This window comes from Actinomadura sp. KC06, from assembly GCF_004348735.1.
Taxonomy (GTDB): domain Bacteria; phylum Actinomycetota; class Actinomycetes; order Streptosporangiales; family Streptosporangiaceae; genus Spirillospora.
Genome location: NZ_SMKT01000023.1, coordinates 38406 through 52133 on the forward strand (window position 1 = coordinate 38406; position 13728 = coordinate 52133).

The 13728-nt window shown below is 72.2% G+C and carries 8 protein-coding genes and 1 pseudogene; 8 read left to right on the forward strand and 1 reads right to left on the reverse strand.

Annotation, left to right across the window (positions count from 1 at the left end):
- The first annotated feature begins 22 nt into the window (after positions 1 to 22).
- From E1287_RS10635 to E1287_RS45520, 6 genes and pseudogenes are all read left to right on the forward strand, one after another.
- The gene (locus E1287_RS10635; RefSeq protein WP_131964707.1) at positions 23 to 2158 is read left to right on the forward strand and encodes an acyl-CoA dehydrogenase; all 2136 of its coding nucleotides are present in this window, start codon (positions 23 to 25) and stop codon (positions 2156 to 2158) included.
- Positions 2159 to 2171: 13 nt separating this feature from the next.
- Positions 2172 to 3872, forward strand: coding sequence for a hypothetical protein (locus tag E1287_RS10640; RefSeq protein WP_131964708.1), 1701 nt, complete (start codon positions 2172 to 2174; stop codon positions 3870 to 3872).
- Entirely contained in the window at positions 3872 to 4003 is a 132-nt protein-coding gene (locus tag E1287_RS46285) for a hypothetical protein (RefSeq protein WP_279504087.1), read from the forward strand. The genes E1287_RS10640 and E1287_RS46285 overlap by 1 nt, the downstream gene beginning before the upstream one ends.
- A 13-nt stretch (positions 4004 to 4016) precedes the next feature.
- Complete coding sequence (locus E1287_RS10645; RefSeq protein ID WP_131964709.1) at positions 4017 to 4823, forward strand: glycosyltransferase; 807 nt, start codon at positions 4017 to 4019, stop codon at positions 4821 to 4823.
- 32 nt (positions 4824 to 4855) lie between these two features.
- On the forward strand, positions 4856 to 6001 hold the full coding sequence (locus E1287_RS10650; RefSeq protein WP_243718826.1) for a glycosyltransferase family 4 protein: 1146 nt from the start codon (positions 4856 to 4858) through the stop codon (positions 5999 to 6001).
- Between the two features lie 8 nt (positions 6002 to 6009).
- Positions 6010 to 8034: pseudogene (locus tag E1287_RS45520) on the forward strand (alpha-(1->3)-arabinofuranosyltransferase family protein); the annotation flags it as partial.
- A gap of 2104 nt (positions 8035 to 10138) precedes the next feature.
- Here the strand turns inward: E1287_RS45520 and E1287_RS45525 are convergent.
- A complete protein-coding gene (locus E1287_RS45525; protein WP_131964712.1) occupies positions 10139 to 11362 on the reverse strand; it encodes an acyltransferase in 1224 nt (407 codons plus the stop codon).
- A gap of 135 nt (positions 11363 to 11497) precedes the next feature.
- Between E1287_RS45525 and E1287_RS10665 the strand changes: the two genes are divergently transcribed.
- Together E1287_RS10665 and E1287_RS10670 are read left to right on the forward strand one after the other, a co-directional pair.
- Entirely contained in the window at positions 11498 to 12514 is a 1017-nt protein-coding gene (locus tag E1287_RS10665; protein ID WP_131964713.1) for a DUF3068 domain-containing protein, read from the forward strand.
- 95 nt (positions 12515 to 12609) lie between these two features.
- Positions 12610 to 13719: a nitronate monooxygenase gene (locus E1287_RS10670; RefSeq protein WP_131964714.1), complete on the forward strand. Its 1110-nt coding sequence runs from the start codon at positions 12610 to 12612 to the stop codon at positions 13717 to 13719.
- The last annotated feature ends 9 nt before the right edge of the window (positions 13720 to 13728 follow it).

Sequence of the window (13728 nt, forward strand, 5' to 3'; positions counted from 1 at the left end):
ACCTTGAGGAGAGGTGGGGCGCATGGCGATCGGGCTGACCGAGGAACACGAGGCGCTGGCGGCGTCCGTGCGCGGGTTCGCCGAGCGGAACATCACGTCGCAGGCCGTCCGGGACGCGGACACCGGCTTCTGGCCCGCGCTCGCCGCGCAGGGACTGCCCGGCCTGCACCTGCCCGAAGACGTGGGCGGGCAGGGCTTCGGTCTCCTGGAACAGGCCGTCGCACTGGAGGAGCTCGGCCGTGCGCTGGCGCCTGGGCCGTACACGCCGACCGTCCTGGCGTCCGCGATCCTGCACGCCTGCGGTACTGAAAACCTCCTGCCGGGCCTCGCGGACGGTTCTCGCAAGGCGGCGGTGGGTTTGTCTGGCAGCCTCGACGTGAACGGCTCCACAGTCACCGGGACGGTGCAGCCCGTACTGGGCGCGCCGCTGGCAGACCTGTTCCTGCTTCCGGCCGGTGACGGTTGGGTCTTCCTGGAGCGGGGCGACGTCACCGTGGAGCCGCTGGAGTCTCTCGACATCACCCGTCCGGTGGGGGCGGTCACGGTCGACGGCGCAACGGTTAAGGAAGAACGTCTCCTCAGCGTGGACGCGCATGCCTTCGCCGTCGTCCTGCTAGGGGCCGAAGCATGTGGCGTTGCAGGACGCGCCCTGGACGACGCCGTGGCGTACGCGAAGCTTCGCGAGCAATTCGGCCGTCCGATCGGGCAATTCCAAGGCGTCAAGCACAAATGCGCCCGGATGCTCATCGCCGCGGAACGCGCCAGGGCAGCCGTCTGGGACGCTGCACGCGCCTTGGACGAGCCAGCAGACCAACGCGCCTACGCCGTCGGAGTCGCCGCGACCCTAGCCGCGGACGCCGCCGTCCTATGCGCGGAAGGCAACATCCAAGTCCACGGTGGAATCGGCTACACCTACGAACACGACGCCCACCTCCTCTACCGAAGAGCACTGACGCTGCGTGCGCTGCTGGGGCGGGCTGGCAAGCACAGAGCGGATGTGGCCGCGCTCGCCGTCGCGGGCGTCCGGCGTCCCATGAGCGTCGAACTCGCCGAGGACGCCGAGCCGCTGCGCGCGGAGATCCGCGCCCGCGTCGCCGAACTGGCCGCGATGGAGCCCCTCGAACAGCGGGCGGCGATGGCGGACGGCGGCTGGGTCACCCCGCACCTGCCGAAACCGTGGGGACGCGACGCCGGGCCACTCGAGCAGATCGTCATCCAGCAGGAGCTGAAGGCGGCCGGAGTGCGCCCGGTGCCGCTGATGATCGCGGCGTGGGTCGTCCCGTCGCTGGTCCAGTACGGCACTCCTGAGCAGCAGGAACGGTTCCTGCCGCCGACGCTGCGCGGCGAGCTCGTCTGGTGCCAGCTGTTCTCCGAGCCGGGCGCGGGCTCCGACCTCGCCGGGCTCAGGACGCGCGCCGAACGCGCCGAAGGCGGCTGGACGATCACCGGCCAGAAGATCTGGACGTCCCTCGCCCGCGACGCGCACTGGGGCATCTGCATCGCCCGCACCGACCCCGACCGCCCCAAGCACGACGGCATCACCTATTTCCTCGTCGACATGAAATCGGCGGGCATCGAGATCCGTCCGCTCCGCGAATGCACCGGCGACGCCGTCTTCAACGAGGTGTTCCTGGACGGCGTGTTCGTCCCCGACGACCTCGTCGTCGGCCCCGTCGACGCGGGCTGGCGCGTCGCCCGCAACACCCTCGCCAACGAGCGCGTCGGGCTGACCAGCACGTTCCAGCTCGGCGGCGACCTGCCGAAGCTCCTCGACCTCGCCGCCGAGCTGGGCCTGGACGGCGATCCGGTCGTCCGCGACGGCCTCGGGCGCCTCGCCTGCGACGAGCACGCCTTCGCGCTCCTCGGCCTCCGCGCCACGCTCAAGCAGCTGTCCGGGACCGACCCGGGCGCGACGGCGAACGTCCGGAAACTGGTGGCGATGGAGCACGGCCAGCAGGTCACCGAGTTCGGGTTCACGCTGCTCGGCGAGGACGGCGCGCTCACCGGCGCCTGGACGGACCCGCTGCGCGCCCGCTGGACCAGGTACCTCCTGGCGTCCCGCGCCATGACGATCGGCGGCGGCACCACCGAGGTCAACCTGAACGTCATCGGCGAGCGCATCCTCGGCCTGCCTCGTGACCCGGAGCCGGTGAGATAGCGTCCACGCGCACATGGCGGCGGAGCGGACGCGGCACCTCGTTGCCGCAGTGACCGGGCTGGGGCTCGGGCTGACGGCGCTTGGGCCGGGGCTCGCGCCCGGGTTCGTGCTGTCCTACGACATGGTGTTCGTCCCTGATCCCGCTTTCACCCGGATGACGTTCGGGCTGACGGGGACCGTGTCGCGGCACGTCCCGAGCGACGCGTTCGCGACCGCGCTCGGTACGGTCCTCCCAGCGGACCTCGCGCAGAAGCTCATCCTGCTGGCGATCTTCGTGATGGCGTGCACGGCGGCGGCCTCGCTGGTGCCGTCCGAGCGGCTCCTGCCGCGCCTGGCCGCCGGTGTCTGCTACGCCTGGAACCCGTTCGTCGCCGAGCGGCTGCTGCTCGGGCAGTGGGCGCTCCTCCTCGGCTACGCGGCCCTTCCCTGGGTGGTCGCCGCCTCGTCCCGGCTGGACGAGCCGCACGGCGGGCGACGCCTCGTCAGGGCCCTGATCCCGGCCGCCATCGGCGGTTTCGCCGCCCTGGCCGTCTCCGCCCTGACGGCCCTGACCATCGCTCTGATCGGACGCGCTCGCGCCCGCGCCGCCGCCAAGGTGATCGCTGCCGTCGCGGTCCTGAGCCTTCCGTGGCTGGTGCCGGGCCTGCTGCGTCCGGCCGGGCTGCCGGAGGACGGTACGGCCGTCGACCTGTTCGCCGCCCGCGCGGACACGCCGTTCGGCACGCTCGGGAGCCTGCTCGCGCTCGGCGGCGTGTGGAACGGCGAGACCGTGCCGAGCGGGTACGGCGCTCCCGTGACCGCGACGATCTGGCAGGTCGTCGTGGTCGGCGCGCTCGCCGCCTACTGGAAATGGTGCCGCGAGCCCGTGTGGCGGGGAGGCGCGGTGGTGGCGGCGGTTGCGGGGTTCGCGGTGGCGGGGCTGGGCGTGGTGGCCGCGCCGGTCCTGGAGGGGGCCATCGGTCTGTGGCCCGGGTTCGCCGTTTTCCGGGACGGCCAGCAGTTCGTGGCGCCGCTCGCCGTCGTGGTCGCGGTGGGCCTCGGCGTGGCCGCCGACCGCGCGGCGGAGGCGCGGTGGCCGGGGGCGGCCGCCGGAGCGATGGCCGCGCCGGTGATCCTGCTGCCGACGCTGGCGTGGGGCGCGGCGGGCGATCTGCGGGCCGTCGGCTATCCGGACGACTGGGCGCGGGCGCGGCGGATCATCCACGGCGACCCGGTGGAGGGGGACGTGCTGGTGCTGCCGTGGGCGTCCTACCGGAGCTATCCGTGGAATCACGGCCGCCGCGTCCTCGATCCGCTGCCCCGGTATCTGCACCGGCGGGTCGTCGTGAACGACGCCGTCACCGTGGACGGGACGACCGTCCCGCCCGAAGACCCGAGAGCCGTCAGGCTGACCCCCCACGCCAGAGCGGGCACACCACTGGCAGCCACGCTGCGTAACGAAGGAATACGGTACGTCGTCGTGGACGCCGAGATCGCCGCGAACCGTCCTTCGGGCGCGGTCGTCGAGGTGCTGCGAGGCCATGACCTGGCCGTCTACCGCATCGACGGGAGCGGCGAGGCGGTCGGGGACGGGATTCCGGTCGTTCCGGTGGCGGCCGCCTGGATTGTCATGAGTGCGGTTGTTATCTGGTCAATCGTTCCCTCCGGTATTACTCTGAGCACTCCGTTACTCGGGAGTATCCACCCCCGCGGTTCAAGACGAAGGACCCCCTGATGCGCATCGCCATCGCAGCGCTGGTCGGCGTCCTGCTGGCCGCCGGAGCATCGTTCGGCACGGTCCAGCTCGTGAACGCCTCCCAGGACGATCCCGTCATCAAGCCGCTGTACAACTACGGCGCCCGCTGACGTGTAGGCCCTGATGGGGACCTGGCGCGGCGGCCCCGCCGTCCTGGAGATCGTCGTTCCCGCCTTCAACGAGGCGGGCCGGCTCCCGGCGGGCCTCGACCTGCTCTGCGGCAAGCTCGCCGGGCTCCCGGCGCGCGCGGAGGTCATCGTCGTCGACAACGCCAGCACCGACGGCACGGACGCCATCGTCCGGTCCTGGGACGGCGGGACCGTTCCAGTCCGGCTGATGCGCTGCGAGCGGCGGGGCAAGGGAGCCGCGGTCCGGGCCGGGCTGCTGGCGACGCGCGCCCCGTACGTGGGCTTCATGGACGCCGATATGGCAACAGACCTCGCGGCCTTGGACGAAGCCATCGTCCTGCTGCGCGAGGGCCGCCCGGTCGTGGTCGGGTCAAGGCGCCACGGTCGGTCGGTCGTCCAGGGGTACTCGCTGCCGGTCAGGCGGCTCGGCGCGATCACGTTCAACCGGATCGTCCGCGACCTGGCCGGCGGCATCGCCGACACGCAATGCGGGTTCAAGTTCTTCGACGGGCCCCTGGCGCGGGCCGCCGCGGCCGACCTGCGCACGGCGGGGTTCTCGTTCGACGTCGAACTCCTCGCCCATTGCGTGCGGCGGGGAGCGTCCGTGACGGACATTCCGGTGGTGTGGCGCGACCGTCCCGGCTCGACGTTCTCCGTGCGGCGGCATTCGCTGCAGTGCCTCCTCGATCTGGCCCGCATCCGCGCCCGCGTCAGGCGCACGCCCGTCATCTCCTCCTTGCCTCCGGTGCCGATCGTCGACGTGATCTCCCCGCCCGCGCCCTCGACCGTCAAACCGGGATGAGCACGGGTCCCGCGGACGCCGGTGGAGATCCCGTGAACCTTCGGCTGGCCGTCGTCAACTGGCGGGACCCTTGGCACCCCGCCGCGGGCGGGGCCGAACGCTACGCCTGGGAGATCGCGCGCAGATTCGCCGGTGAAGGGGCCCGCGTCCAGTACGTGACGTGCAGGGCGCGCGGGCAGAAACGCAGAGAGCGGGTCGAGGACGTCGATTTCGTGCGCCTCGGCGGACGGTTCACCGTGTATCCGCTCGTCCTGCTGTGGATGCTGGCCCGCCGCTTTCGGCGGGGCGGTTCGTTCGACGCGGTCATCGACTGCCAGAACGGCATCCCGTTCTTCACACCGTGGGTGCTGCCTCGCCGCGTGCCGGTGCTCTGCGTCGTCCACCATGTGCACGACGCTCAATTCGACTTGTACTTCCCGACGTGGCTGGCCCGGATCGGACGGATCCTCGAAGGCCCGGTGAGCCTTTGGACGTACCGGCGTCATGCGTTCGTTGTCGTCTCGCCGTCCACGCTGTGCGCTGTAAGGGAAAGGCTGTCCTGGACTGGGCCTACCTATGTCGTGCCCAACGGCGCACTGGTCGCCGAACCCATCGGCGTGGTCTCGGAGCCCGCCGGTGATCCGGATCTGGTCTGCGTGACACGGCTCGTCCCGCACAAGCGCCTGGACCTTCTGCTGGACGTCGCGCAACGGCTTGCGCAGAGCCGTCCCGGGCTCAAGCTTCACGTCATCGGTGAAGGGCCAGAGGCTCCCGCGCTGAAAACCGGGATCGCCGAAAGCGGCCTGGACGGCGTCGTCATCGCGCACGGATATGTGGACGAGAAGACCAAGGCGGCCCTGGTCGCCCGCGCCGACCTGCATCTGAGCACGTCCCAGGGCGAGGGCTGGGGGCTCAGCGTGATCGAGGCCGCCGCGCTCGGCGTCCCGACCGTGGCCTGCGACGTGGACGGCCTGCGCGACGCCGTCCGCGACGAGATCACCGGATGGCTCGCCCACCCGGACGACCACTACGCGGACGTCGTCGAACGGGCGCTCAAAGAACTGGACGACCCCGGCCGCCGCGGCGAGGTCGCCGCCGCCTGCCGCGCCTGGGCCGGGGAGTTCGACTGGGCGCGCTCGGCCGCCCGCATGCGCGACCTCGTCGCCGCCGCCGTCCGGGACCGCCGCGGGCCCGGGTGAAGGGGAGCATGGCGGACGGACCGGACGCGGACGCCGGCGAGCGGCTGCACCAGCAATTGCGGGAACGGCTGCGCGTCGTCGCGTGCTGCCTGACGCTGACCGCGCTCGCGTTCGGCACGAGTCCCGGCGCGATCCTCGCCGACACCAAGATCGACATGGCGGTGAACCCGCTCGGGTTCCTCGGCCGGGCGCTGCACCTGTGGGACCCCGAGCAGTTCGGCCAGCTCCAGAACCAGGCGGTCGGCTACCTGTTCCCGATGGGGCCGTTCTTCGCGCTCGGCGACCTGATCGGGATGCCCGCCTGGATCACGCAGCGGTTCTGGCTCTCGCTGCTGATGTGCCTGGCGTTCACCGGCATGCGGCGGCTGGCCGGACGGCTCGGCGTCGGCCGCCCCTGGACGCGGCTGTTCGCGGCGATGGCGTACGCGCTCGCCCCGAGCGGGCTGGCGACGCTCGGGCAGATCTCGTCGGAGTACCTGCCGGTCGCGATGCTGCCGTGGATCGTCCTGCCGCTGGTCAGCGCGGTGGCGGGGGAGTGCGGACGGGTCCGGGCGGCGGCGCGCTCCGGGCTGGCGATCGCCTGCTGCGGCGGCATCAACGCGACCGCGACCGTCGCCGTCCTGGTCGTCCCGGTCCTGTACGTCGTGACGCGGCCGCGCGGGCGGTCGTTCCGGGTGCGGACGCTCGCGTGGTGGTCGGCGGCGGCGGGCGCGGCGGCGGCATGGTGGCTGGTCCCGCTGCTGCTCACCGGCACGTACGGGTTCTCGTGGCTGACCTACACCGAGAAGGCGGAGACGACGACCGGGCCGACCGGCCTGATCAACGTCCTGCGCGGCGCGGAGCGCTGGGTCAACTACCTGATCGTGGACGGCCAGGTGTGGTGGCCGGTCGGGCACGGCCTCTCCGTCAGTCCTGTGCCGATCGTCTGCACGGGCGTCGTCGCCGCGCTCGGCCTCGCGGGCCTGCTCGGACGGCGGCCCGGCGAGCCGCTCCCAGAGCGGACGTTCCTGCTGGTCACGCTGCTGGCCGGGCTGGCGATCCTGTCCATGGGGCATGTCAGCGACATCCCGGGCCCGTTCGCGGGGCAGCTCCGCGACCTGCTGAACGGCCCGCTCGCGCCGATGCGCAACCTGCACAAGTTCGACGCGGTCGTCCGGCTGCCGCTCGCGCTCGGCCTGGCCCGGCTGCTCGCCACGGCCCGGCGTCCGGCGTTCGGCGGCTCGCTGAAAGCGCTGGTCAGCCTGCCCGTGGCCGCCGCCGTCGCGATCGGCGGCGTCGGCGTCACCGCCGCCTCGCACGGGCTCACCGGGCCGGGCGAGTTCAAGGAGGTGCCCGGCTACTGGCGGGACGCGGCGTCGTGGCTCAACGCGCGGGCCGGACGGCAGGGGGTGCTCGCCGTCCCGGGCGCGCCGTTCGGCGAGTACCTGTGGGGCCGTCCGATGGACGACATCGTCCAGCCGCTGCTGACGGCGCGGTGGGGCGTCCGGCAGCTCGTCCCGGCCGGGTCGCCCGGCTACACGCGGGCGCTGGACGCGATCGACCAGCAGGTCAGGTCGGGTCAGGGATCGCCGGGGCTGAGCGCTTTCCTCGGCCGGATGGGCGTCCGGTACGTGCTGGTCCGCAACGATCTGCGGCGGGAGACGCTGCGGGGCGCCTGGCCCGCCCGCCTTCACATGGCACTGGACGCTTCCCCCGGCCTGCACCAGGTCGCCTCGTTCGGCGGGCCGGTGGGCGGCGACGCGGACGACGCCGTGTCGTCCGTCGACCAGAGGTATCCGGCGCTGGAGGTGTACGAGGTCGAGGACGCGGCGGACGTCGCGACCCTCGCGGACGCGACAGCCCCCGTCCGCGTGTACGGCGGACCGGAATCGCTGCTGGCCATGGCCGACGACGACGCCCTGCCCGCCGGACCCGTCCTCCTGGACGACGACGCCCCCGGCCTCAAGGGCGCCCCCGTCGTGACCGACTCGCCCCGGCTGCTCCGCCGCAACTTCGGCGAACTGCACCAGACGTCGCCGACGCTGACTGCCGCGCACCGAGGCAAGGCCGCCGACGTCCTGGATGACGGCTGGAAGCGGTACGCCACTCACGTCGCCTACGGCGGAGGCGTCCGCGACGTCACGGCGTCCACCTCGGCGGCCGGGGACGAGGTGCTCCCGCTGCTGCGCGAGCCGGGCGCGACGCCGTTCGCCGCGTTCGACGGCAACCCGTTCACCGCCTGGGAGACGGGCGGCTGGAAGGGGCCGGTCGGGCAGTGGCTGCGCGTCGACTTCGACGGTCCCCGGGACGTGCGGGGACTCACCGCCGCGTTCGTCCCGGACGTGTCGAACGGGCCGCCCGTCTCGCGTGTCGCGGTCGAGACCGAGAAGGGGAGAGTCGAACAGAGCGTCCAGCGGACGGGCGGCGCCCAAGCGCTCCGCGCCCCGGCGGGCCCGACCCGCTGGCTGCGGCTGCGCATCACCGGCCTCGCGTCCCAGCCCGTCTTCCCGGTCTTCGCGAAGGCCGCGGTGGCGGAGGTATCCATCGCCGGGGTGAAACCGACGCGCACGTACACGCTCCCCGCGCCCGCCGGTATCAACGGCCCGGCCACCTACGTCATGAGCAGAACCCCTGGCGCGATGGCCGAATGCATGAAGGGCAGTCGGCGCTGGGTGTGCTGGCCGTCCCTCGGCTCCATGGACGAGGAAGGCCCGGGATTCGACCGCACGTTCACGTCCGCGTCGTCCGCCAAGGCGCCCGTGACGGGGACGGCGACCCTGACCAGTCGCCCCTTGATCGAGCGATTCACGACTGTGAAGGGCCAACCGTCCGTCACCGCGAGTTCGGTCCTCTCGGGCCATCCGGCGAACCAGGCGAGGTCGGGTTTCGACGGCGACCCGGCGACGTCCTGGATCGCGGGGCAGGACGACCTCTCGCCGAAATTCAACGTGCGATGGAAGGGGCGTAAGCGGCTGTCGGCGATCACGGTGGGGCGTCCGGCCGGAGCGGCGGGCCCGGTCCGGATCCGGGTCACGGGCGCCGGCGGCGAGACGCGCGAGGGCCTGTCGGACGACCGGGGCAGGCTGTCATTCGCTCCCATGACCACCGACCGGCTGACGCTCACGTTCTTCCGGGGAAGCCGTCCCCAGCCGATCCAGGTGTCCGACCTCACCATCCCCGGCGTGAAACCGATGCCCGACGTGCGGACGCTTCCCCTGCGCCTGGCCTGCGGCTTCGGCCCGAAGGTACGGATCGGGACGACCGACGTCCCGACGAAGGCCCAGGGCACGTTCGGCGACCTGCTCGCGGGCCGTCCGCTCCGCTTCACCTCCTGCACGCAGGCGACGCTGGCGCCCGGCCCGAACCGTCTCACGGCCGCGCCGTTCGACCCGTACCGCATCGACACGGTGACGGTCGGAACCAAACCGGTCACCCGGGACGCCGCCACCGCACCGCAGCCGGTGAAGGTGACCAGCTGGGGCGCGAGTTCCCGCAGCCTGAAGGTGGACGCCGCGACGACCTCGTTCCTCACCGTGAACGAGAACTTCAACACCGGCTGGCGCGCCACCGTAAGCGGCACCGACCTGCGGCCCGTCCGCCTGGACGGGTGGAAGCAGGGCTGGATCGTCCCGGCCGGGACCAGCGGTGTCGTGAAGCTGGCCTACGAACCCGACAAGGCGCAGCGCGTCGCCGTCGTCGCAGGTCTCAGCCTGCTACTCGTCCTGCTCCTGTTCGCCGTCCGGCCCCGAAGACCGGGAAAGCGGGAAGAACTGCGCGAGCCCGCGACTGGAAAGGGCTGGCCCGCATGGGCGGCCATCGGGCTGGCCGCCGCGCTCGGCGGCTGGATCGCCGGTGCGCCGGGCTTCGCCGTCACCGCCGCGGTCGCGGCGGGCTGCGGCTGGGCGCGCACCCGCCCCGCCCCCTCGGCCGCCGCCCGCGCCATCGCCTCACCCTGGACGGCCGCCGCCGCGATGCTCGCCGGGACGGCCTGCCTCGCCGCCGGAGCGTGGCTGGACGCGATCGGCAACCCGTCCGCCCCGTCCGGGCTCCTGGGCGACATCGCTCCGCAGCTCCTCGGGCTCGCCGTCGCCGGACGCGTCGCGGCCGAGCTGTGGCGGCCCGGACCGTCCGGCGGCGACTCCGGCGGACGGATCGCGCTCAGCTGGACCGCGCCGGGGCCGGGACCGGACGGGAACGGCCGCCGCGCCGCCGAGCCACCGCCTGAAACGGACGTTCCACCAGGTAGTAGCTCAGGGTCGCCGCTGCGATGGTCGCCGCCGCCATCAGCGGCAGATCCGTCGCGACGTTCCCCCGGAAGTCCCGGTCCATAGCGTCGTACCAGCCGACGATGATCAGCGACTGCCACAGGAACAGGCCGTAGGAGATCCGGCCGAGGAACCGCATCACCCGGTTCCCGAGCGCCGCGCCGAGCACCGGGTGGTCCGGCGGGGCCAGCGCCACCGGGGCGACCAGCGCCGTCGCGCACAGCCCGTGCACGATCATGTGGAGCGCGGACGTCCAGAACGTGTCCGAGTGCTGGAGCCCGATCGGGCCCGTCGCGGGCGTGGCCGACACCACGTACAGCATCGCCGCCGCGACCCAGCACGCCGCCCACGAGTCCGACACGGCCCGGCACATCGCCGCGACGGGACGGCGCTCGTCCAGCCGCGCCCACACCGTCACCACCGCGAGGGCCATCCCGACCGCGAACCAGACGAAGAACCGCGGCAGCCACACCCCCATCTGCGCGTGCCATTCCGGGACGAACATGGCCACCGTGTAGACGAGCGACAAGGCCGCATACGCCCCGATCCCGGCGAGCAGCCGCTTGGCCCGCACCCCGACGTCGTCGCCGCCCGCCCGCCGCGCCCACCAGGCCAGGACCGCCGCGGTGAACGGCAGCGTGACGTACCAGCCGACCTCGACCACCAGGCTCCACAACTGCCCGAGATGCGCGGGGCCCAGGTTGCCGTTCCACCACGGGTCGGGCAGGTACGTCTGCGTGAGCGTGAGCAGTGAGCCCCAGGTGAGCGGGTCGTCGATGTGGTCCCGTCCGGCCGTGAGCATGAAGAACACGACCACGACCCACAGCGCGGGCATGATGCGGAAGAAGCGCTTCCACAGGTATTCGCCGACGCGCGGGGCGGGCCGCCGTCCGTCCAGCACGGCCGCCGCCCACGGCCGGTAGAGCAGCAGCCCCGACAGGACGAAGAAGACGGGCACGCCGACCTGGCCGCCGTTGAACAGCCACCGCGCGCCGGCCGGGTTGGTGATGGAACCGGCGGAGCTCGCCACATGGAACACCAGGACGCCCAGCGCGGCGACCGCCCGGACCCCGTCCAGCGTGTCCTGGCGCCCGGAGATCTGCGGCGCCGCGGACATGGCCACCTCGCAGTCGGCTCGCGGTTCGGGACGGGTGCCGCGGAGCTTACCGGCCAGTATCCGAAACGGTAAGGTGCCGGGCACGGTCCCCCCGGTCGGCGGGGTCCGGACGGTCGGCGGGCCCCGGAGGTGTTCATGCGGCGACAGGTCGGCCTGATCCTGATCGGCCTGGGAGCCTTCTTCCTCACGCTCGCGCCGCTGGTCCGCTTCTACGTGGCCGACCGGGTCGTGGTGGCGCCGCTGAACCGCTACGAGGTGACGCGGCTGGAGTCGAAGAACTCCACGTACTTCGACGAGGCCCAGCTCAAGCTCAAGACCGGCGTCACGCTCCTGGCCAAGAACACCGTGCGCGGCGACGTCCGGGCGAACACGGACGACGACCTCGCGGTCTGGGACTCCACCACCAACATCTACGACACCGCCGACCCGGACAAGCCCATCCAGATCCAGGGCTTCCGGATCGCCTTCGACCGCCGGACGGCCCGGCTGGTCAACTGCTGCGGCGCCCACGTCGACGGCAACGGCGGCGTCCGGATGTCGGGGTACGGGCTGCTGTTCCCCATCGCGAACGTCGAGAAGCGCGACTACGACTTCTACGACATGACGACGAAGCAGACGGCGCCGATGCGGTTCAACGCCGTCGAAGAGGTTCAGGGCCTCAGCGCGTACCGCTACACGCAGGCCGTCCCCCTGACGAAGACCTCCGCCCTCGACGTCAAGCTGCCCGCGCGGATGCTGGGCCTCCCGGCGAAGGCCGGAGACCAGAAGGTCGACCGGTACGCCGAGGCGTACAACACCGTCTGGGTGGACCCGCGCACCGGCATCCCCGTCAAGCACCGCAAGAACATCCGCAACACCCTCCGGACCCCGGACGGCAAGGGCTCGATGATCGTCGCGCAGGCCGACCTCGTCACCATCGGCAAGGACCAGCGGAGCCTGGTCGACATGGCCAACGGCAAGGCCCTGCAGATCAACAGCGTCCGCGTCTACGTCCCGGGCGCCGCGATCCTCATCGGCCTGACCCTCCTGGCCTTCGGCGCCTACGTGACCTTCACCCGCCGCGAACCCCCGCGGCCCGCGGCCCCGCGCCGTCCTGACGGCAAGTTCGGCGACACGCCCCCGTCCGCCGAACCGACCCAGGACCCTCACTGATACCTGTTCTAGACAGACCTCTAACCCAGCACAACCATGCTTTTCGCAACTAGAACCTGTTGCAGTTTTGGAGATCCGGGCCTAGGGTCGGGGATGTGCGGACACGAGTCACCGAACTATTCGGCATCGAGTACCCGATCTTCGCGTTCAGTCATTGCCGCGACGTCGTCGCGGCGGTGAGCCGCGCCGGCGGCATGGGCGTCCTCGGCGCCCTGCACTTCACCCCCGAGGAACTCGAACTCGAACTCAAGTGGATCGACGAGCACGTCGGCGGCAAGCCCTATGGCGTGGACGTGGTCATGCCCGCCAAGTACGAGGGCGCCGACATGGGCGACGCCGAGGAACTGCTCGGCAAGCTCCAGGGCATGATCCCCGCCGAGCACAAGGCGTTTCTGGAAGACCTCCTGGCCGAGCACGGCGTCGAGCCGCCCACCGAGCAGGCGGGCAAGGCCCTCCTCGGCTGGACGGACGTCACCGCCCGCCCCCAGGTCGAGGTCGCCCTCAAGCACCCGATCGCGCTGCTCGCCAACGCGCTCGGCCCGCCCCCGGCGGACGTCGTCGAGGAGGCGCACCGGCACGGCGTCAAGGTCGCGGGCCTCGCGTCCAACGCGCGGCACGCCCGCAAGCAGGTGGACGTCGGCGTCGACATCATCGTCGCGCAGGGCACCGAGGCGGGCGGCCACACCGGCGACGTCGCCACGATGGTCCTCATCCCCGAGGTCGTGGACGCCGTCGGCGACGACACGATCGTCCTGGCCGCGGGCGGCATCGGACGCGGCCGCCAGATGGCCGCGGGCATGGCCCTCGGCGCAGACGGCGTCTGGACGGGCTCCATCTGGCTGACCGTCGACGAGGCCGACACCCCCGAACGCGCGCTCCCCAAACTGCTGGACGCCACGTCCCGCGACACCGTCCGCTCCCGCGCCTGGACGGGCAAACCGGCCCGCTTCCTCAAGACGGCCTGGACGGACGCGTGGGAGAGCGAGAACTCCCCGGGCTACCTCCCGATGCCCATGCAGTTCATGCTGATCGCGGACGCCCTGCCCCGCATAGCCCGCTCCGGCGACGGCGAACTCGTCACCTTCCCGGTGGGCCAGATCGTCGGCTCCATGAACCAGGTCAAACCGGCCGCCCAGGTCGTCTACGACCTGATCGAGGAATACGTCGAGGCGATCGAGCGCCTCAACGCCATCACCGGCGCCTGACCCGCCCGT